At 29.3% G+C, this 22,111-nt stretch carries 20 protein-coding genes, 1 riboswitch and 1 other annotated feature; of the genes, 7 read left to right on the top strand and 13 right to left on the bottom strand.

Going from position 1 to position 22,111, the window contains the following annotated elements; all coding sequences use genetic code 11:
• Positions 1 to 69 precede the first annotated feature (69 nt).
• Positions 70 to 1,296 (top strand): NupC/NupG family nucleoside CNT transporter, encoded by a 1,227-nt coding sequence (locus GOM42_RS13855; protein WP_003456809.1) that lies wholly within the window; start codon positions 70 to 72, stop codon positions 1,294 to 1,296.
• Positions 1,297 to 1,371: 75 nt separating this feature from the next.
• Here GOM42_RS13855 and GOM42_RS13860 read toward each other — a convergent pair whose 3' ends face one another.
• The gene (locus GOM42_RS13860) at positions 1,372 to 2,448 is read right to left on the bottom strand and encodes a Xaa-Pro peptidase family protein (RefSeq protein ID WP_003456773.1); all 1,077 of its coding nucleotides are present in this window, start codon (positions 2,446 to 2,448) and stop codon (positions 1,372 to 1,374) included.
• Between the two features lie 167 nt (positions 2,449 to 2,615).
• Between GOM42_RS13860 and GOM42_RS13865 the strand changes: the two genes are divergently transcribed.
• Positions 2,616 to 3,314, top strand: a complete 699-nt coding sequence (locus tag GOM42_RS13865) for a metallophosphoesterase family protein (RefSeq protein WP_003456816.1) — start codon at positions 2,616 to 2,618, stop codon at positions 3,312 to 3,314.
• 136 nt (positions 3,315 to 3,450) lie between these two features.
• Here GOM42_RS13865 and GOM42_RS13870 read toward each other — a convergent pair whose 3' ends face one another.
• Entirely contained in the window at positions 3,451 to 4,665 is a 1,215-nt protein-coding gene (locus GOM42_RS13870) for a cytochrome b5 domain-containing protein (RefSeq protein ID WP_003456895.1), read from the bottom strand.
• Between the two features lie 105 nt (positions 4,666 to 4,770).
• Positions 4,771 to 5,012, top strand: a binding site (T-box leader).
• Between the two features lie 64 nt (positions 5,013 to 5,076).
• Here GOM42_RS13870 and asnS point away from each other — a divergent pair.
• Positions 5,077 to 6,474, top strand: coding sequence for an asparagine--tRNA ligase (asnS, locus tag GOM42_RS13875; RefSeq protein WP_003450738.1), 1,398 nt, complete (start codon positions 5,077 to 5,079; stop codon positions 6,472 to 6,474).
• 313 nt (positions 6,475 to 6,787) lie between these two features.
• Here the strand turns inward: asnS and GOM42_RS13880 are convergent, their stop codons facing one another.
• From GOM42_RS13880 to nrdG, 3 genes are all read right to left on the bottom strand, one after another.
• On the bottom strand, positions 6,788 to 8,269 hold the full coding sequence (locus GOM42_RS13880) for a leucyl aminopeptidase (RefSeq protein WP_003456695.1): 1,482 nt from the start codon (positions 8,267 to 8,269) through the stop codon (positions 6,788 to 6,790).
• 148 nt (positions 8,270 to 8,417) lie between these two features.
• Positions 8,418 to 8,969, bottom strand: a complete 552-nt coding sequence (locus tag GOM42_RS13885) for a YcxB family protein (protein ID WP_003456686.1) — start codon at positions 8,967 to 8,969, stop codon at positions 8,418 to 8,420.
• A gap of 129 nt (positions 8,970 to 9,098) precedes the next feature.
• Complete coding sequence (gene nrdG, locus GOM42_RS13890) at positions 9,099 to 9,608, bottom strand: anaerobic ribonucleoside-triphosphate reductase activating protein (RefSeq protein ID WP_003450666.1); 510 nt, start codon at positions 9,606 to 9,608, stop codon at positions 9,099 to 9,101.
• A 108-nt stretch (positions 9,609 to 9,716) separates the two neighbouring features.
• Between nrdG and GOM42_RS13895 the strand changes: the two genes are divergently transcribed.
• Complete coding sequence (locus GOM42_RS13895; RefSeq protein ID WP_003456742.1) at positions 9,717 to 10,325, top strand: HD domain-containing protein; 609 nt, start codon at positions 9,717 to 9,719, stop codon at positions 10,323 to 10,325.
• 57 nt (positions 10,326 to 10,382) lie between these two features.
• Here GOM42_RS13895 and GOM42_RS13900 read toward each other — a convergent pair whose 3' ends face one another.
• The 3 genes from GOM42_RS13900 to GOM42_RS13910 all read right to left on the bottom strand — a co-directional run bounded on the left by GOM42_RS13900 (position 10,383) and on the right by GOM42_RS13910 (position 15,663).
• Positions 10,383 to 11,774, bottom strand: a complete 1,392-nt coding sequence (locus GOM42_RS13900) for an MATE family efflux transporter (protein WP_003456778.1) — start codon at positions 11,772 to 11,774, stop codon at positions 10,383 to 10,385.
• Between the two features lie 382 nt (positions 11,775 to 12,156).
• Entirely contained in the window at positions 12,157 to 13,155 is a 999-nt protein-coding gene (add, locus tag GOM42_RS13905) for an adenosine deaminase (RefSeq protein WP_003456698.1), read from the bottom strand.
• Between the two features lie 112 nt (positions 13,156 to 13,267).
• Positions 13,268 to 13,367: riboswitch (purine riboswitch) on the bottom strand.
• A gap of 178 nt (positions 13,368 to 13,545) precedes the next feature.
• Positions 13,546 to 15,663, bottom strand: a complete 2,118-nt coding sequence (locus GOM42_RS13910) for an anaerobic ribonucleoside triphosphate reductase (protein ID WP_110077495.1) — start codon at positions 15,661 to 15,663, stop codon at positions 13,546 to 13,548.
• A gap of 259 nt (positions 15,664 to 15,922) precedes the next feature.
• Between GOM42_RS13910 and GOM42_RS13915 the strand changes: the two genes are divergently transcribed.
• From GOM42_RS13915 to GOM42_RS13925, 3 genes are all read left to right on the top strand, one after another.
• A complete protein-coding gene (locus tag GOM42_RS13915) occupies positions 15,923 to 16,990 on the top strand; it encodes a DUF3048 domain-containing protein (protein ID WP_003450687.1) in 1,068 nt (355 codons plus the stop codon).
• 259 nt (positions 16,991 to 17,249) lie between these two features.
• Entirely contained in the window at positions 17,250 to 18,095 is an 846-nt protein-coding gene (locus GOM42_RS13920) for a DegV family protein (RefSeq protein ID WP_003467849.1), read from the top strand.
• A gap of 2 nt (positions 18,096 to 18,097) precedes the next feature.
• The gene (locus GOM42_RS13925; RefSeq protein ID WP_003450702.1) at positions 18,098 to 18,538 is read left to right on the top strand and encodes a PadR family transcriptional regulator; all 441 of its coding nucleotides are present in this window, start codon (positions 18,098 to 18,100) and stop codon (positions 18,536 to 18,538) included.
• Between the two features lie 51 nt (positions 18,539 to 18,589).
• On the opposite strand, the gene GOM42_RS13930 is transcribed toward GOM42_RS13925, so the two are convergent.
• The 5 genes from GOM42_RS13930 to GOM42_RS13950 form a co-directional block, all read right to left on the bottom strand.
• Entirely contained in the window at positions 18,590 to 18,778 is a 189-nt protein-coding gene (locus GOM42_RS13930; RefSeq protein ID WP_003450562.1) for a ferredoxin, read from the bottom strand.
• 147 nt (positions 18,779 to 18,925) lie between these two features.
• Positions 18,926 to 19,780, bottom strand: a complete 855-nt coding sequence (locus GOM42_RS13935) for an Mrp/NBP35 family ATP-binding protein (RefSeq protein ID WP_003450706.1) — start codon at positions 19,778 to 19,780, stop codon at positions 18,926 to 18,928.
• Positions 19,781 to 19,800: 20 nt separating this feature from the next.
• On the bottom strand, positions 19,801 to 20,640 hold the full coding sequence (locus GOM42_RS13940) for a hypothetical protein (protein ID WP_003472429.1): 840 nt from the start codon (positions 20,638 to 20,640) through the stop codon (positions 19,801 to 19,803).
• Positions 20,630 to 21,400, bottom strand: coding sequence for a prolipoprotein diacylglyceryl transferase (locus GOM42_RS13945; RefSeq protein WP_110077494.1), 771 nt, complete (start codon positions 21,398 to 21,400; stop codon positions 20,630 to 20,632). Before GOM42_RS13945 ends, GOM42_RS13940 begins: the two co-directional genes overlap by 11 nt.
• 102 nt (positions 21,401 to 21,502) lie before the next feature.
• Entirely contained in the window at positions 21,503 to 22,075 is a 573-nt protein-coding gene (locus GOM42_RS13950; protein ID WP_003450740.1) for a hypothetical protein, read from the bottom strand.
• Between the last annotated feature and the right edge of the window lie 36 nt (positions 22,076 to 22,111).

Raw genomic sequence — 22,111 nt, forward strand, 5'->3', positions numbered from 1 at the left:
AATTAATATATTTCTTAACTTTTGTTAAATATAAAACTAGTATAAAAACATAAGAAAAGGAGAATAAATGTGGATAGGTTTATTGGTGTAATCGGTCTTATTTGTATTATTGGTATAGCTGTTCTTTTTTCTGAAAACAGAAAGAAGATCAACTGGAGATTGGTTGGAACAGGTCTTTTATTACAAATTATTTTCGCTTTATTAATCCTAAAAGTTCCTGCCGGTAGAGCAGTATTTGAATGGATTAGTAGCGGAATAACTAAGTTATTAGATTTTACTAAAGAAGGTAGTTCATTCTTATTTGGATCATTACTTGATACAGACAAATTCGGTGTAATATTTGCTCTACAAGTATTACCAACTATTATCTTCTTCTCATCATTAATGAGTGTACTTTATCATTTAGGTATAGTTCAAGTAGTAGTTAAAGTTATTGCTAAGGGTGTTGCTAAAGTATTAGGAACAAGTGGTGCTGAAACTTTCAGTGCAGTTGGTAATATCTTTTTAGGTCAAACAGAGGCTCCTCTACTAGTTAAACCATACATAAAGAACATGACTAGATCAGAAATATGTGCAATCATGATAGGTGGTATGGCTACTGTTGCCGGTGGTGTTATGGCTGGTTATGTAGCTATGGGTGTTAACGCTGGTAACTTATTAGCAGCATCAATCATGGCAGCCCCTGCTGGATTAATATTAGCTAAAATATTAGTTCCTGAAACTGAAGTTCCTGAAACTAAAGGTGGCGCAACTTTAGAACTTAAAGTTGAAAGTGAAAATGTTATTGAAGCTGCTGCAAACGGTGCTTCAGAAGGTTTAGGATTAGCTTTAAACGTTGGTGCTATGCTTCTTGCATTCGTTGCTCTTATAGCTATGATCAATGCTTTATTTGGAGCAATTGGTGGAATATTTGGTGCACCTTGGTTAAGCTTAAACTGGATTCTTGGTAGATTATTCTCTCCATTAGCATTTATAATGGGAGTTCCAACTAAAGACGTTTTCGCAGCTGGAGACTTACTAGGAATTAAATTAGCAGTTAATGAATTCTTAGCTTACTCACAATTATCAAACTACATAGCAAGCGGAACTTTAGAACCTAAGACTATAATGATATTAACTTATGCTCTTTGTGGATTCGCTAACTTAAGTTCAGTTGCTATACAATTAGGTGGTATCGGTGGATTAGCTCCAGAAAAGAAACCAACTATAGCTAAGTTAGGATTCAAAGCACTTTTAGGTGGTGTATTAGCTACTTGTATGACAGCTACTATAGCAGGTATCTTATTTAGTGCTTAATAATTAGAAAAATTTAAATTACTTAAAAATAAAAGAACATTCTTCAATTGAAGAATGTTCTTTTTATTTAAACTATTATTTTATAATAACTAATTCTTTGTTTAAGTGATTTAATCTTTCACAACCATCTTCAGTTACTAAGACTAAATCCTCTATTCTTACTCCCATATCTCCTTGAAGATATATTCCTGGTTCTACTGAGAAAATCATACCTGGTTTAACTTCATCAGTATTAGTTGATCCAACATCACCAAAATCATGAGTTTCTATTCCTATTGAATGACCTGTTCTATGAGTGAAATACTTGCCATAACCTTTATTTTCTATAACATCTCTAGCAGCTTTATCTATATCACAGAATCTAACTCCTGGTTTAATCATATCTATAGCTTTTTTATTAGCTTCTAAAACTGTATTAAATATTTCTTTTTGATGTTCTGTTGGCTCACCAAAGAATACACATCTAGTCATATCTGAACAGTAATAATCTTTTCTACATCCAGTATCTATTAGAACTCCCATACCTTTTTCTAATTTTTGTTCTCCTGACTCTGCATGTGGATCTGCTGCATTAGCTGCAAAAGCAACGATTGGTTCAAAAGAATATCCTTGACACCCATATTCAGCATAACCTTTTCCTAAAACTTCTACTACTTCTTTTTCAGTCATGCCCTCTTTTAAACTCTTTATTGCTTTTTCTACTACAATATCATTTATTCTTGAAGCTTCTTTCATTAAAGCTATTTCTTCATCATCTTTTCTCATTCTAACTCTATCAACTATAGGAGATCCATTAACAAATTTCTTTGCTGAATTTCTATCTAATAATTGAATTAAGAAATGTGCCTTCCAATCCTTATCTATTCCTAATACTTCTTCATGATCTATTGTCTTATCTAAGATGTCTATTGGATTCATAGTATCGTTGTACCATAAAATATCAACACCTAAGTCCTCATTTATTGGGAATAATTCATTTACTATAAACTTTTGTTCACCCTTTGTATTTAAGTAAAGTGTTATCATTCTTTCTCCAGGTGATATCCACTTACCTGTTAAATAAAATATTGATGCAGGTGAAGAAACTAACATTTGAGGTATATCATTTGCCTTCATAGCTTCTAAAATTCTTTTTACTCTTCCTTCTTTCACCTTGATCGCTCCTCTCTAATAGTTAAAATTCATTAAATAAATTATATCATAATTTCAAATTATCTAATAATATACATTTATTTGTAATATTTATTTTTTTATTTTGTCCACTAAATTGTTATATAATATTTATAGTAAAATTTTTTAACAAATAGGAGGTCTTTAAATTGAGAATAGCAGTAATATCAGATATACATGGAAACTTATATGCCTTAAGAGAAGTTTTAGAAGATATAGATAACCAAAATATTGATTCTATAATATGTTTAGGAGACTTAGTTGGTTATGGACCTCATCCTAATGAAGTAATAGCTCTTATAAAAAGAAGAAATATTTTATGTTTAAAAGGAAACTATGATGCTTCTGTTGTGGATAATGATTATACATACATTAGAGACACAGATATAAACTCATTTTCTCTTCCTTGGACTGTAGAAGAACTAAGAACATCTAATAGATACTATTTAGATAACTTACCTGATGATCTTTCAATGAATGTTTGTGGAAAATCAATAAAATTTGTCCATGGTAGTCCAAGAAAAATAAATGAATATTTAAGTGAAGATTATTCTGAATTAGATGAGATAATGGATGAGCTTAAGGAAGATGTGTTAGTTTGTGCTCATACTCATATTCCATATGCTAAAAAAATAGGTAATAAGGTTATTATAAATGATGGTAGTGTTGGTAAACCTAAAAACGGTAAACCTCATGCTACTTACGTTATATTAGATTTTTCAAATGAATTTAAATTAAAGGTAGAAATGAAAACTGTTCCTTATGAATTTAGAAGAACTATGAAAGATATGGAATTAAAAAACTTCCCTCAAAAGTTAATATACTCTTATGAATTTGGTAAAGAATAAATAAAAAGCTAGATTAAACTTAAACTACTATACTTCAATAGATGAGAATTTTAATTTTTTTGTGTAAAAACTTTATAGAATTCTCTCTTTAAATTTTATAATAAGTAGTTCATAAGTGAATCTAGCTTTTATTTTTTTAATAATCATTTAAACTACAAGTTAAGACCCCTGCAACTTTTAAATTTTTTAAATGAGATTTATCATTCCCATAAACCTCTTTATATTCTCCAGTTAAATCACATCCTACTTTTATGTTTTTTTCTTGCCATTTATCTACATCAGTTAAATCATATACTGTCCCAAATACTGCTATATAAGGTGGCTTTCCATTCTTTCCATTATAATTACTAAGTTCATTTATATTAAATTCCTTAGAACCCGTATCCTTCACTAAAGGCTCTTTTTTTAACATAACAGTTCCAACTATAGGAAGCTTAGATAATACGCCTTCATCTGCATTATAACATCCATTAAATTCTTTAGTAATATCAACTCCTAAATTCACTGAATTATGTGGACTTTTTTTAAAAACAGCTTCATTTGTAACATCGTATATTATGCCATTAACTGCTATATAAGCAGGGTTCCCATTTTTTCCATCATATTTTGATAATTCCTTTAAAGTTAACTCCTTAAGATTGCGTTCAATATGTTTTCCCCTTTGACTTTCATTGAAATCATGTAATATTGCTACTTCTTTAGCATCCTTTAAAAGCTCCTTATCCCCTCTGTAATAAGTTTTAAATTCTTCAGTAATATCAGAGCCTAATCTTAATTTTGTCCCATTAAATAGCTCCAAAACTGATAAATTGGTTATATCATAAACTATTCCTTCAATAGCTACATATGCTAAACTTCCATTCTCTCCATTATATTTTTTAAGTTCTTCTGAACTCATTATTTTTAGTCTTTGTTGTGGGTAATACTCTTCCACTCCATTCATAATTTCAGCTTCCTCAGGTTCTGCTAAAAGCCCTACCATAGGAATATCTCTTAATATAGATTCATCTCCATCATTTAATTCATCAAAGGCCTCTGTTACATCACTTCCAAGTTTTAAACTGTTATAAGGACTTTGTTTAAACAATTCTATATTTGAAATATCATATATAATACCATCTATAGAAATATAGGCTGGATTTCCATTTTCCCCATTAAAATTTGCTAATTCCTCCTTTGTCAGAATAAGCATAGTATTACTCTCTTCTCTTATATAGTCCCTTTGAAATTCTTTAAAAATATCTTCTATTTGTTCTTTATATGTTTTAGCTTGATTATTTCCTTTAGATAAAGTCATTAAATGTTTCAATTTATTTATTTGCTCAAACTTTTCTTCAAAAAAATTGCACATAAAAACTCCTATATTACACACTATATCTATATATTTCTATGTGGTTAATATTGCAAATGTTAATGTTTTATTGTAAAATCATTATTAATCGAACTAAATACGATTTTATTTACTATGAAGAGAAGAGTAAACTTAGGAAGTAACTCTCAGCGAGCAGATTATGGTGTGAGTTCTGCAGTGTATCCTATTTTGAAGAACATCTCTGAGTTTCTAACCGAAATCCTTTTTAGGAGAGTAGACTTAGACGGTTTCAGGCCGTTATACTTGAAGAACATTTTTGTGTTCATAAAGCCGGCTATTTTATAGCAATTTGGGTGGTACCGCGAATAATGCCATTCGTCCCATTAATTATGTGGATGAAGGGCTTTTTTATTTGGAATAAAACTTAATTAGGAAAGAGAGGAAATAATAATGAAAGATGTAGTTTTAGTAAAAAGTCTTTACAGAAACACTAGTGAATATAGTGATAAGAAAGTAAAAATCTCAGGTTGGATAAGAACTTTAAGAGCATCAAATGCTTTTGGATTTATAGAAGTTAACGATGGTTCATTCTTTAAAAACGTTCAAGTAGTTTTTGATAGCGCTAAGATATCAAACTACAAAGAAATTTCTAAATTACCTATAAGTTCATCAATATCAGTTATAGGAACTTTAGTTGAGACTCCAGATTCAAAACAACCATTTGAAATTCAGGCAGAAGAAATAATAGTAGAAGGAATGTCAGATTCAGATTATCCTCTACAAAAGAAAAGACATACTTTTGAGTACTTAAGAACAATAGCTCACTTAAGACCAAGAAGTAATGCTTTCTCAGCTACATTCAGAGTAAGAAGTGTTGCAGCTTACGCTATCCATAAATTCTTCCAAGATCAAGGATTTGTTTACACTCATACTCCAATATTAACTGGTTCAGACTGTGAAGGTGCTGGAGAAATGTTTAGAGTAACAACTTTAGACATGATGGCTCCTCCTATAGCAGAAGAAGGTGGAATTGACTTCTCACAAGACTTCTTCGGAAAAGAAACTAACCTTACAGTTTCAGGACAATTAAACGCTGAATGTTTTGCTTTAGCATTTAGAAATATCTATACATTTGGTCCTACATTTAGAGCTGAAAACTCAAACACAGTAAAACATGCTGCTGAGTTCTGGATGATAGAACCTGAAATGGCTTTTGCTGATTTAATAGATGACATGGAAGTTGCTGAAAACATGTTAAAATATGTTATAAAATACGTTATGGATGAATGTCCAGAGGAAATAGCTTTCTTCAACCAATTTGTTGACAAAGGCTTATTAGAGAGATTAAACCATGTTGTAAACTCAGAATTCGGAAAAGTTACTTATACTGAAGCTGTTAAATTACTTCAAGAATCAGGTAAAGAATTCGAATATCCTGTTGAGTGGGGAATAGATCTTCAAACTGAACATGAAAGATATTTAACAGAGCAAATATTCAAAAAACCTGTATTTGTAACTGATTATCCAAAGGATATTAAAGCATTCTACATGAGATTAAATGAAGACGGAAAAACAGTTGCTGCTATGGACTGCTTAGTTCCTGGAATAGGAGAAATCATAGGTGGTAGCCAAAGAGAAGAAAGACTTGATGTCTTAAAAGCTAGAATGGCTGAATTAAACTTAAATGAAGAAGATTACTGGTGGTATTTAGAACTTAGAAAATACGGTGAAACTGTTCACTCTGGATTTGGTCTAGGTTTTGAAAGATTAATCATGTACATTACTGGAATGGCTAACATAAGAGACGTAATACCATTCCCAAGAACTACTGGTACTGCAGAATTCTAAAATGGTCTGTATCAAAATATAACAAATAAAACTTACAAACATATTCTGAGAATTACTAGATTTCGCTAAGAATTTATAATTATTACTCCGAAGATATTACTAAAACTTCGAAACTTGCTACGCTTCGAACAGTCTCAGTTTTTTAACGTAATATCTTCTCCGTAATAATTTAAATTCTAAAGCTTATCTAGATATTCTCTTCATACTGTTTGTAAGTTTTATAAAAAGTTATTTTGATACACATATTTTTTATTTATTAACTATTAGCTTTTAAAATTAATAAAGGTTATAATCTTAATTCTTACTTTTTATCTTATTTACATCTTCTATTAGCTAATTCATATAAAGTTCTAACTCCTGCACCTGTTCCTCCAGCTGGACAATAATCTCCTTTTTTCTCTGAGAATGCTGGGCCAGCTATATCTAAGTGTAACCAAGGTTTATTTTGAACAAATTCTCCAATAAATAATCCTGCAGTTATTGTTCCTGCATACTTTCCACCTATATTTTTTAAATCTGCTATGTTAGATTTTATAAGCTTACCGTAATCTTCAAAGCTAGGCATTTGCCATACCTTTTCTCCAGTCTCATAAGAAGCTTCTCTTAGCTCTCCATAGAATTCATCCTTATTAGTTATTACGGCTGTAACATCCTCTCCTAAGGAAACTACAGCAGCCCCAGTTAATGTAGCCACATCGATTATCTCACTAGCCTTTTCTTTTTCTATAGCATAAGTTACAGCATCTATTAAAGTAAGTCTTCCTTCAGCATCTGTATTTAATATTTCTATAGTCTTTCCTGCCATTGAACCTATAATATCCCCTGGCTTATAAGCATGACCTGATATTAAGTTTTCACAAGCAGCTACCACGGCTATTACATTTATTTTTAAATTTCTTTTAGCTATGGCACTTATTGCTCCTATTACAGAAGCAGCTCCACCCATATCAGCCTTCATTGTTACCATTCCAGCATTAGTTTTTAAAGAATATCCGCCTGAATCATATGTTAGTCCCTTTCCTACTAAGGCTAACCTTTGATCCATATTATCCTTATCTCCAAAGTATCTCATAACTATAAGTCTAGGTAAATTATCTGATCCTTTTCCTACTGATAAGAAAGATTCCATTTTTAATTCTTCTATTTGATTTTCATTAAATACTTCAACTTCAAATCCATATTTAGAACCTATGTTTTTAACCTCTTTAGCTAAAGTTTCTGGATACATATTATTAGCAGGTTCATTTACTAAATCTCTTGCTAAACAAGTAGTCTCTGAAAGAATAATAGCCTCATCAATAGCTTTCTCGCAAAGCTCTACCTCTTCTTCCTTTATATTGTGTCCACCAATATGAACTGTAACTTCAATCTCTTCTTTTTTATCACTCTTATATTTATTAAATGAATATGATCCTAAGGCTAATCCTTCAACCATTGCTTTTAATGTATTTTCTAATCCAATAGCCTCTACTGAATCAAACCTTAAAAATACACTTTTACTTTTTAATCTCTTAATCTCATTTACAGCTTTACCAAAAGCTCTTCTAATTTTTTCTTTAGTTATCTCTGTCTCTTTTCCAAGACCTAATAATATAATATCTTGTATATTATCCTCAGTTGTTCTAGTTATATTAAATATTTCTCCATAAGAGCCTTTAAATTGTTCTTTTTTCTTAAGTATATTTATCTTATTGTTTATTTCTTCATTAGGTATATTCGTTTTTTCTTCAAAATATGGGATTAATAATGCATCTGTCTCTGTACACTTTGATTTTTTCACTAAAAAATTATACATTTATTTTCCACCTCTTTAAATTTTTATAATTAATATATCACACTTACCTTTAATAATCTATCTTTAATATATACCTAATTTATAAAAAAATATGTAACCTAGATTACCAAATCAATATAAGAAAAAAAGCTTAACTAAAAAGTTAAGCTTATGCTAATCCAATAATAGATAATATACGTTCTCTAACATTATTTCTATCACTACTTATCTTGTTTAAAAAAGAAATACGCTCTTCTTTGTTTTTGAAAGCTCCTTTTGGAATTGAAACATAATCAATTGAAGATATAAATAAATATATATTCTCCTTAAAAGAAAATACCTCTCTTATAATTTTCCAAGGATATATTCTCTCTACTGCTCCTTCATTATATTCAATTCTTATTCCATTTCCTAAAATCTCTACTTTACAGTTACCAAACATATTTTTATTTTCTAAGAATCTAACCTTCTCTTCTATATCACGCTCTATTATTTTTTTATTTTTAATATTACATACTATAGAAAAAATAAACCATGCTAATAATGTAACAAAATAAAAACTATTGTTTAAATCTTTGCTGGCTTTAATAAAAACCATGGTCATTATAAATACAAATACAGCCCCTATGATTTCAAACAAAGTCCAAAAGAAAATTTCTCTGCTTATAAACTCTTTTCTACATTTTACAAATTCATTTTTGTTTAAAACAAATTCCAACATATGCGCTTTCTACTCCCCTTAAGCATTTAATCTCCACTTTCCCAAAATTTATATAAATAATTTTACCATAGCTTTTTTAAATAAACTATTATGAACATATTACAATTGAAATTTATTAAAATTTTAATCTTAAAATTCTAGTTCAATTACTTTTCCTTCTTTTAGACTTTCTTTAACATTTATTATTCTTTGATTTGAAGAACCTCTAAATTTTAATCCATCTTCTTTTTTATTTATATCAAATTTTCCATCAACTAAAACATCAATGTTTTCTAAGTATTCTTTCCACTTATTAAATTCATTAGCATGTTCTAATAGATATTCAAATTTATAACCTGTATAACTCCAAATATTTAATCCTAATTCTCTTGCAGCTTTAGCAATATATATAAATTTATTAGCTTGTTCTAGTGGATCTCCACCACTAAATGTTACTCCATCTATAAATGGATTATCAGCTAAATCCTTTATTAATTCATCTATGTCTCTTTCTTCTCCACCATTAAAATCATGAGTATCTGGATTGAAACAACCTATACAATTATGTTTACATCCTTGTGAAAAGAAAACTCTTCTTATTCCAGGACCATTTACTAAGCTCTCATAGGCTATTCCTGATAATCTAATAGTATTACTCATAGAAAATTACCTCCTATATTATTTATATGTTCCTTTTTTTAAAATTATCTGTTTAAAAATGCTAACTATTGTTAATCATTAAAATAAGTATTAATTAGGGGGTACAAAATGACTAATCAAAACTTATTTTTAGAAATAGAAAAGCACTTATTAGAGGATGTTAAACCATCCATATTCTTAAATAAAATTAAAGAGGAAGAATCATTTAAAAATTCTTCTTTTAATATTTTCAACCAACTTAATAAGGAAAATCAAATCCACCAATCCAATCCTTGGACCCATACATTAAATGTAGTAGACCTAGCTTCAAAATACAAAGATTTATCTAATAACTCAAAAGCTTTTATGTGGGCAGCCTTATTCCATGATATTGGAAAAATAAGAACTCTAAACCCAATCCATGATAGAATTGGAGGAGAAATAACAAGAAGATTCCTTAGAGAATATAGTGATGATACTTACTTAAACGAAAAAATTATATCTCTAGTAAAGCATCATTCTGCACCTATATTTATTATTAATAGAGTCTCCTATAGCATAATAGATTTAATAAACACGGCAGATATTCATGATGTTGCCTTATTATCACTATGTAATAGGCTGGGAAACCTAAGTTCTAAAAATAATGACTTAGAGAAAAATCTTTTAGATAGTAATAAATTTCTTAAAATCATGTCTAGTAAAACCTGCTTACCATTAAAAGAAATAATAGTATAAATAAAAGGTTATATTAATAGAATCTTATTTTGAAACTATTAATATAACCTTTTTTATTTATACTGTAATTAAATTATTATCAGATTCATCTTCTTCAATATCACTTATAACATTCTTTATCCATTTTCCCGATTTTAATCTTACTGCTTCGAAGATTATCTTTAAGAATTCCTCTGTACAAATTAAGAAATATACTCCATATACAGGTAAAGAAAATACTGTAGCTCCAAGGAAAGCCATTGGTACAGCATAAAGCCATATTGTTCCACATTGTACTAACATAGAGTAAGTAGTATCTCCACCACCTCTAAATACACCAACAATCATAACCATATTAAAAGCTCTTATTGTAAAGAACAATCCTATTATTCTTAAAACTTTAACTGTATCTAAATAAGTTCCTTCACTTACATTAAAAGGCTTTAATGCTAATGGTGCTGTTATCCATATTAAAATTCCTAAAATAAATCCTACTAAAACAGCTATTACAGCTATATCCTTAGCGTATTCTCTTGCTATTTCTTCCTCATTAGAGCCAATTTTATTCCCTATCATTATAGAAGAAGCTGTAGCTAAACCTATTAGTAATACCATAAACATATTATTTAATGTGGTAGCAATCTGCATGCTAGCAACAGCGTTTGTTCCTATTCTAGCATAGGCTATTGAATATGCAGTCATACCTAAAGACCATACTATTTCATTTACTATAACTGACCAAGATGTTCTAAAGTATATTTTTACAAAATTTAAATCAAAGGATATAAGCTCATTTAATCTTGATGCCACCTTATTATTTCTAAAATAAACAAAGGAAACTATAAATATCATCTCTACTAATCTTGCAATAGTGGTTGCTAAAGCTGCTCCATTAACTCCCATAGGCTCAAAGCCTAAATTTCCAAATATAAATACCCAGTTTAAAAATGCATTTATCAAGACTCCAACTATACTTGCATACATAGGAACACTAGGTTGCTCTGTACTTCTTAAAGCTGAAGAATAAGCTTGAGTAAAATTAGTAAATATACAACTTACAGAAACAATCTGTAGATATTTAGCTCCTAATTCTATAACATTTAAATCATTAGAAAGAATCTCCATAATTTCATAAGAAAAAAATCCAGAGCCTAAGGCAAAAAGAGTTGAAACTATAAGTCCAATAGATATATCTAGTCCCAAAACTTTTTTAATATTTTTCAAATCTTTTTTGCCCCAAAACTGAGACATGAAAACACTAGCTCCAGCATTTATCCCAAGAATACATAAGGTAAAAATAAATATATATTGGTTAGCTAACCCAACTGAGGCTATTGACTCTTCTCCTAGCTTTCCTACCATTAAATTATCTACTAGATTTAATGACGATGTAATGAAACTCTGAATTGTTATAGGAACAGCCATCATTATCATAGTAGGTAAAAATTCCTTGTTCTTAAAACCTTTCATGAAATTTAATCCCCCTTTTAAAAAAATACAAAAAAATAAAAGCAAATGGGTAGTCTTTAGCCGCCCATCTACTTTTAAATCCTATTAATTGTCTAATAAATCTACCTCTTAGTCAATATAATCTTTCTCTTATTTACACTTCTTTAAAATATTTAGGTTCAAAAATTTTAAATTTATCAGATTTTCACTAGAATTTCACTAAGATTTTATTGTATAATATACATCTCACTAAAGTTTTTAGTGAAAGTACACCAAATTACTAACAATAATACGTTCAAAAATTTATCCACAGAATAATTTTTTGAAAAATATCCACAGTTGTTGAATTAAAAAATAATCCACAGGTAAATTAAGTTCTATTTGCCTGTGGATTATTTTGAATTTATATAATTATGGATAATTTTAATTTTTCCTTTAACTCTTCTGAACAGAAGGAAGCTTCCACACTATTTAAATAAATCTTTTTATAATCTTCAAAATCTATATTAAATGTCTTATGTACATTTTCAAATTCTTCAGTAAGATTTATATTAGAAACTGTTCTGTTATCTGTACTTAAATTAACTCTTATATTATCTTTATGATATTTATAAATAGGATGCTCCTCATATTTATTCACACCCTTTGTGTCTATATTACTCTTAGGGCACATTTCTAATGTTACTCCTTTTTCTTTTACTAAATTATAAGCCTCTTCATCATTAAATATAAATAAGCCATGACCTATTCTCTCTGCACCTAGAAGCTCTATGGCATCTCTAACATTTTTACCATACCCAGTTTCACCAGCGTGTATTGTAACTCTAAAACCTGATTCTCTTGCTAATTTCATTACTTCTTTATAAGGTTTAACAAAACCTTCTAATTCACCACCAGCTAAGTCTATGGCAACAACACCTTTTCCTATGAAGTTTTTCCCCTCTTCAATTACCTCATATACACTATCTATAGAATGATGTCTTAAACAAGATAATATTAAATTACCTTTTATGTCATAAAGCTCTTCAGCTTTTCTTATTCCCTTTATTACACTACCTATTACTTCTTTTTGAGTCATCCCTTTTTCTAAATGCAATAATGGAGCAAATCTTATTTCTATGTACTTCACATTTTCCTTGCTTGCATCTTCCATAAGTTCAAAGGCAACTCTTTCTAAATTCTCAGCTCTTTGTAACAGTTTTACTGGAAGAGCAAATCTATTTAAATAATCTTCTAATGAATTGCATTCTTTAGGAATAACTAGTAATTCTTTTACCTTATCATATTCATAGCTATCTAGCTTAACTCCCTCTTTTTTAGCTAACTCAATAGCAGTCTCCACTCTTAAGGATCCATCTAGATGACAATGTAATTCTATCTTTGGTAAATTTAATAAGTTCATTTATATTTCCTCCCCGAATTAAATATTTATATTAAAACTAAAATTTCTAGTATTGAATAAAGAATTTATATATCCTAAAAAAGGTTCAAAAAAAAATTCTTGATTACGAAGAAAGCCTATTTGCTTTCTTCGTAATCAAGAATTCTCGGTTCTTGGTAGAAACCTCTAATCCATATCATTAGAGTTATACGAAGCAAAATTTATTTTTTATTTATTTTACCATATAAAAATTTATAGTCAACAATAAATTATTAACAAAACTTGAAATGATTTTTAAAGTAAAATAAAAATCTATGCACATGTATTAAATTTTTATCTAATTAAGATAATATATAAAATACATTGCATAGATTTTTCTATAAACTTATATAAATAATTTCATTGAAAATATTAAACACAGTGATAAGCTTTTTTATTTCCTTCTAAGTGAGAACGTCTATCTTCTCTCTCTTCATATTTTCCTGGACCAAATCTTTCATCAAGACTTAAGTATCCAGTAACCCTTGATATTCCTTGAATATCTTGGCATCCACATTTAGTACATTTGCACTCATTGTTATGAAGATATGTTCCACAATTTTTACAATATCTTATATGGAAGTTAATCCCCATATAACTTATATTAGTTTCTTTGTAAGCATAGTTAACTATTTTCATTATAGTTTCTGCATTTGGACAATCATCAACTTCTATATAACTGATATGTCCACCATTACATAATTTATGATATGGTGCTTCAATATCTATCTTATTTTTTATTGATATTGGACAGTAAACAGGAACATGGTAACTATTTGTATAGTAATCCTTATCTGTTACTCCTTTAATTATTCCAAAGGCTTTTTTATCTTGCTTTATAAATTTACCTGATAATCCTTCTGCTGGAGTAGCATAACAGCTCCAGTTTAATCTAGTTTCCTCAGTTAATCTATCACAATATTCTCTTATTCTCTCAACTATTTTTATTCCTAATTCTCTTGAAGTTTCATCTTCACCATGATGCTTTCCAGTTAAGGCTATTAAAGTTTCTGCAACTCCTATAAATCCAATTCCCCAAGTACCTTGCTTTAAAATTGGTTCTATTGAATCATCTTGGCCTAAGTTTTCAGCACCTTTCATTAATCCTTGTCCTGCAACAAAAGGTAAATCCTTAACTTTTAAGTTTTTAAGAACTCCATATCTGTGCATTAAAGATTCTTTAGCTATTCTTAATCTATCATCTAATAACTCAAAGAATTTATTAATATCTTTTTTAGCTAATATTCCAAGTCTAGGAAGGTTTATAGTTGTAGGAGCTATATTTCCTCTTCCTTTACATCCTGGCTCACCATTAACATTTTTCATAAGATAAGTTCTACATCCCATAGTTGCTGGCATATATCCTTTATCATAGTATTCCTTATTAAAGTCCGCATCGATATTCATGAAGGTTGGATTCATTCTCTTAGCTGCTACTCTGCAAGCTAATTCATATAAATAAAAATATGGATCCTCTACTTCTCTATTTACACCTTCTTTTACTCTAAAGATTATGTTAGGGAATATTGGTTGTTCTCCTCTTCCTAATCCTTTTTCGTATTCTAATAAGAATATTTCACAAACTAAAGCAGCATCTTCATTGTATGGAATTCCTAAGTTTAATGAACTAAAAGGAACTTGAGATCCTGCTCTTGAATGCATAGTGTTTAAATTATAAACAACTCCTTGCATTGCTTGATGCACTCTTTCTCTTAATTTTTTCTCTACTAGTTCATCTAACTTAGCTCCTTCTAAGCCTAATCCTATGTATTCTTCTCTTATCTCTTGTCTTGTAGGTTCTACAAAAACACTCATATCATTATCAAAGTCTGGATGTGATTGTCCTCCAAACATATCATTTTGAGTTGATTGTAATAAAATACATGATAATTCCGCTGCTGTCTCTATTCTTCTTGGTGCCTTAATAGTTCCGTATCCAGTGTTAAATCCACTTTGTAATAACTCACCAGTTGGTATGTGTAAGCAGTTAGTAGTTAAATTGTAACTATCTAAGTCATGATAATACACATCTCCATTTTCATGAGCTTTTGCTAATTCTTTAGGCATTGTAGCTAAGTTATACCATTTGTTAGATTCTGAAGCTATTCTTAAAAGCTTTGATGAGAAGTTATTTCCTACATTGGCATTATCTCTATCAGTCTCTACTCCGATCTTACTTATAGCTTTCATTAAGTCTGATTTTATTTCTCTAACTTTAGTTCTTTCAGTTCTATATGCCTTATATGCTGTTGCTACTTGGTTAAAACCATTATCCATTAAAGCCTTTTCTACTAAAACTTGAATTTCTTCAACAGTGACATCTGTCTTACCTGACATTTCAATATAATTAATTACCTTTTGTATAGTATCTAAAACTTGGCTTTCCCTTATTGCAATACCAACTTCATTGGCTGCTCTCTTTATTGCATTTGCTATTTTATCCGCATTAAACCTAGATTCTCTACCGTCCCTTTTCACAACATGTAGCATTTTCAATTCCTCCACTCCACTATATCTTGTACTCGAATCATTATACTCTACTATTAATAGTTATGCTAATTTTAAAAAATCCTTATACTAAAAAAAAGACTTATTATCTCCCTCTTTCCTTCTTTTTCTTAGCCTATATTCAATTTTTCTTTAGTTGACATTGGCAAAAACTTATTCTTATCTCCTCCATAAGATGAATAATATTCCATATAATGTAACATAATAAATATATGAAAAGTAATTCATAGGAGGAGTTTAAATGAAGAAAATAGCATTAATTGCTTTTCAATTAATATTAAGTTTATTAGTTGGATTCATATTTGGAAATTTAATTATGCCTTTAAAAACATCAGAAAAAATAGATACCTTAAAAGAACTAAAGCCAATAGATTTAACAATGAATGAAGAAAATCCCTATGACTTTGATATGGAAGAGTTATCTTTAGAAACCCTTAGCCCATACACAGGAAAGATATTAGAATCAGATTCAATAGATAATATTCCTTTTATGTGTATAATTGAAAATTCTAGAGCAGCTCGTCCTCAAAGTGGACTTTCAGAAGCAGATATAGTTTATGAAACCATGGCCGAGGCAGGAATTCCTAGATTCTTAGCTGTATTTTATGAAAATTCTCCTGAGGTTATTGGGCCTGTAAGAAGTGTACGTCCTTATTTTTTAGATATTTCTAAGGAACACGACCTACCTTTTGCACATTGTGGTGGAAGTGCAGAAGCTCTAGCTACAATATCTAGTGACAAATCCTTAAATAGTATAAACGAAATAAAAAATGGAAGTGCTTTTTGGAGAGATAACACAAGAAAAGCCCCTCACAATCTTTATACTTCAGCTAAAAATATAAGAAAGTTCATTTCTGATAATGGATATGAGTATTCTAAAAACAATACATTAAGTTTTAAAGATAATTCTCTATTAAATTCTTCTAACTATATATCTGAAATAAAACTTAATCTAAGTGACTATTATAAAACTTCTTATAAATATGTAGATGGATTTTATGAAAAGTATATGGATGGAGAGCTTGCCATAGATAAAAATACCAACTCGCCTCTTAAATTTAAAAATATAGTGGTACAAATAACTGATATGTCACTTCAATCTGATAATACTCATTTAGATATTGATTTAACAGGTACTGGAGAGGGCTATGTTTTCTCTAATGGAAGAATGGAAAAAATTCATTGGGAAAAAGAAGATTCTAATAGTAAAACCACATTAAAAACTGAAGATGGCACTCCAATTTACTTATCTAGAGGTAACACAATTTGGAATATAGTAGATAAAAATTCTTCTTTATCTTTTAATTAAACCCTCAATTAAGTTCATAAGTAAACCGTTTTCTTAAAGAATAATCTGTTTTAATATATTATTAACAGATTATTCTCTCTTTGTACCATTATCAATATTGATAATGGTATCAGTATTGATATATAATTCAGTTAAAGCTAAACTTAATTCTCATTAATTTCTATAAATGTTGAATTATTCGGTTTGCTATTTAATTCACTAAATAGAATATAAATTATTATTTTATTTAGTAAGTATAAAATGATTGGGGGCATATAAAATGCAAAAAATTGCTATAATAACAGACAGCTCTTGTGACTTAACTATAGATGAAATAAAAGATTATAATTTAAATATATTACCTTTAAAGATAATATATAAAGACAGAGAATATAATGATATTTTTGATATAAAACCAATTGATGTTTACGAAAACTTACACAATGAAGTGCCAACAACTTCTCTATGTAGTCCTGACTATATAAATTCAGTATTAGATAAATTAGAAGCTGAAGGATATACTCACTTAATAGGTATATTTATATCTAGCTCATTATCAGGTACATTCAATGCTGCTAGATTAGTTATTGAAGAACGTAGTTCTTTTAAATCTTACTTATTCGATAGTAAAATAATAGGTTATCCTTTAGGTTCTATAGTTATAAAAGCAGCTGAATTTGTTAAGGAAGGAAAAAGCTTTGAAGAAATAATTGAAGCTCTTCCAAGTATAAGAGAAGCTACAACTGGATTTTATACTCTTAATACCTTAGAATATTTAAGACGTGGTGGAAGAATAGGTAAGGTTGCAGGAACAGTTGGAGATTTACTTCACCTTAAACCAATAATATCAGTTGATGAACATGGTGCTTATACAACAATTGCTAAGGCAAGAGGAAGAAAACAATCCTTGAAAAAACTTGCTAGCATAATTTTAGAACATCTTGATGAAGGTAAATGCAATGTAGCTATCCTTAATGGTATGGCGGAAGAGGAAGCTAATCAAGTTCTTGATTCCATAAGTTCTCATCCTAACTTATTAAAATCTCAAGTAAGAGCTATAGGAGCTGCTATGGGTGTTCACGCTGGCCCTGGTATGGTGGGTGTTTCAATTCAAAAGGAAATTTAGCTATGTATAATGATGAATTTATAAAAGCTGAAGAAAAACGCCTTTATGATGAATACAAAAAACAGGTAGCCAATTTAAAAAAAGTACAAAAAGAAAAAGATGCTGTAGGACAAGTCTTCACTAAGGGCCTTCTTCCTATATACGCATTATATATTCTTAGTATTCAACCTACTAACGGAAACGATTTAGCTCAGAAAATTGGTGAACAAACTAATGGGCTTTGGTTTCCTAGCACAGGTGGAATATATCCCTTACTAAAGAAATTAGAAAAACAAGGCTTTGTAACTGGCTCTTGGGATGATCCTAAAAGAAAAATACAAAAAGTATATTCTTTAACCCCAGAAGGTTTTAAAGAGTTTGAAGAAAAAAAACATTTATTAAAGCCTAAAATAAAAGAAGCCTTAGAAGTCTTTAAAATAATATATTCACATCTTTATAACTAAAGAAGATTCTAAAAGATTATATAATCTTTTAGAATCTTTTAATTTTAATTATTATTCAACTGAAATAGCTGCTACTGGACAACTACCCTCAGCTTCTTTTGCTGCTTCTTTACTATTTTCAGGAACTTCCTCAACTATTGTATGAGCTTTTCCATCATCATCCATATCAAAAACTTCTGGTGCTATTGTTGGACATAATCCACATCCAATACATGTATCTTTATCTACATTGGCTTTCATAATTATTGCCTCCTTAAAATTTTATATTAACAATATCATTATTCCCTAAATTTTAATTTATATTACTTTATAAATAAACTTAATTAAAAAAAATAAAAAAAATGAACCAAAATAATATAACTATTTTGGTCCATTCTTTTATTTATACTAATATAATCCTTCAAAGATTAATGAATATAATGGATTTTCAGCCACATATTCTTCAGCTTTTCCATTTTCTAAAGCTTCAGTTAAGTCTAAGTTTATTGGTAATTCTCCTATTAGAGGAAGTCCTAAATATTCAGCATGCTCTTCTGAAGATTTCTTGCTAAATACTCTCATCTTCTTACCACACTCACACTCTATGTAAGCCATATTTTCAACTACGCCTCTTACACAAACATTCATTTTGTGAGCCATAGTAACTAGTTTTTTAACTATCATTGATACCATGTCTTGAGGTGTTGAAACTATTACTAATTCCTTTATAGGGAATGTTTGCATTACTGTTAATGTTATGTCACTTGTTCCTGGTGGCATATCTATTAATAAGTAGTCTAACTCTTCCCAATCAGTATCTTTAAACATTTGGTTTAATACTCCTGTAACCATTGGTCCTCTCCAAATTACAGGATCATCTTCAACTTCCATAAGTAAGTTCATTGATATAACTTTTATTCCTAGCTCAGTTTTTACTGGAACAAATTTAACTTGCTTACCTTCACTATCCATGGCAACTATATCTGCTCTTTTTTCATTTATCCCAAAGAATCTTGGCATTGATGGTCCTGTTATATCAGCATCTAATACTCCAACTTTATATCCTTTTTTAGCTAGTTGAGTAGCTAATATTCCAGTAACAGTTGATTTACCAACTCCACCTTTACCACTTATAACACCTATAACATTTTTAATATTTCCGTAGTTAGTTCCTAATTTTGCTGGTACTGATGAACTACATCCTCCATCTTTACTAGCTGAACTACATTTGTCTTTATTTGCACAACTTGCACAACTTCCCATAAGAAAAATCCTCCATTCTGTTATCTATCCCATTCCTTTTGAACATCTTTCCAACTATCATAAACATTGATGTCCCAAGAGTTCTTATAAACTCCATCTACATAGAATTTTTTCTCTGAATGGGTTAATCTGTTTTCAATGGTTATTACAGTTCTAAACATAGTAGATGTATAACCATAATTTCTTACAGTAACTATTATATCAAAGTCATCTCTATTATGGTTCATTATTGAAGCATTTGGAACTACTTTTTTTACATCTTTTTCAAAATCTTCAATATCTGATGATAACATATATTTTGTACAATCTCTATCTCCAAGTATATCAATACCAACTTTGGCATTATCTTTGTTTAGTTCATCTTTTTCTTTTTTCATTACTTCAAGTATTGAATTATAGTATATTTCATCAAAAGCCCTAGGTTTTCTTATTGCCTGCATATTTTGCATTAAATAATTGTCTAATCTCTTAGATATTCTATAAAAGTGATCTCCATCGTAGAAATTACCTTCTCCATTATTTTTTACACCTGTTACATAATAGAATTTCTTTTCTTCATCACCAACATGGATTTCAAAAATATAATCTGGAGGTAAATCTGTCTTTTTGCTAACAACCTCAGCCTTAGATAACATACTGTATATATTGTCTATTACTGACTTTTCTTTTACTAAAAACCTAAAACCAGAATCTCTTGTACTTTGAATAACTATTTTATCAACTCTATTTTCTTTTATATATTCAAAGTCATTATTATTACTCCCAACAAATTTTGAGCTTATATCTTTAGCTGAACATCCAGCAATGCCTAATCCTAAAACTAAGCAAAGTATTACTAGAATTAATTTCTTATTTTTCACTTGTTTCTTTTCTCCCTTTTAATTTATTTATATTATATAGTAATATACCCCCTATTAATATAAATATTGATATAAATTGAGATGTTGATAATAATCCTACGCTACCTCTAGGATCATTTCTTAAAAACTCTACAAAGAATCTACCTATACTGTATATTATCATATACATGCTCATAGTTTTTCCTTTTTCTTTGTTTTTATTTCCATACCATAGTAAAAATAAACCTAAGGCAAAATCAAAAATTGACGAAAAGATTTGTGTTGGATATAATGGTATCCCTGCTGGAGCTAATGAATCAGCTGGAAATATAATTCCTATAGAACTTGTAGTTTCAGCCCCATAACAACATCCTGCAAGTAAACATCCTATTCTTCCAAATCCTTGAGCTAAGGCTAAACCTGGCACTACTAAATCTGCAAGCTCTAATACATTCCACTTATTCTTTAAAGAGCATAGAGCAATTCCTAAGGCTCCTCCTATTATGGCTCCATAAATTACAAAGCCATTTCCAAAATCTCTAAATATTAAACTTGGATCTTGCATAACTGTTTTCCACTCAGTTATTATATAGAGTACTTTTCCTCCTAAAATCCCTGAAATAACAGTTAAGATAGTAGCATTAAAAAGCTTATCTTCGTTATAGCCTCTTTGAGTTCCTCGCTTTAAGAATAATAATGTTGCACAGATTATACCTAATCCTATCATAAATCCATAGCTATAAATCTTAAGTCCAAAGATTTCCCCTAAAACAATCCTCATAAACTCCTCCAATATTTATTTGTAAATTTAAAAGAGAAGCATATTATTATGCTTCTCTTTTAAATTTAATTATAATACTTCTATTAAAGCAAATCAAATTTTCTACTCCCCATGCTCTATACTATCAATTATGGCTTTATATATTATTGAATAATCTTCTTTTTGCTTACTTTCACTTGCACTAAATAATACCTTTATTATTTTATTTTCTCCCAACTTTTTATAATAAACAGTATTAACGTAGGTTATTCCCTTTTGATTTTTTTCTTTGAAAACTACCTTCTTCACTAATTCATCATTAAGACTTTCATCAGATACTAAATAGTCACTTATATCATTCTTACTAATAAGCTCTTTTTCCTTCTCAACCATCTTTTCTAAATCATCATTTGAATTTAAAATCTGCACATATCCCCATAAGCCCATAGTGTCACTTATAAAACTATTATCATAAATAATATAATTTCCTGGGTATTTTTTTTCTTCAACGTCCCAACTATCAGGTAACTTATAGGTTAAAAGACCATCTAGGGCGGTATATGTACTTAGCCCTTCAATATTATTATTTGTTAATGCAACTTTTTTTATATTTCCAGTAAACATATTTTCACCAGTTACCAATATTATCATAAGCAAAACTAATATTAGGGTTATACCAAATTGTTTTTTATTCAAAAAATCACCTCTTTTCATCTTTTAGGAAAGTCTATA

The organism is Clostridium sp. 16K-1-R1 (assembly GCF_023921145.1).
Taxonomy (GTDB): Bacteria; Bacillota; Clostridia; order Clostridiales; family Clostridiaceae; genus Sarcina; species Sarcina perfringens.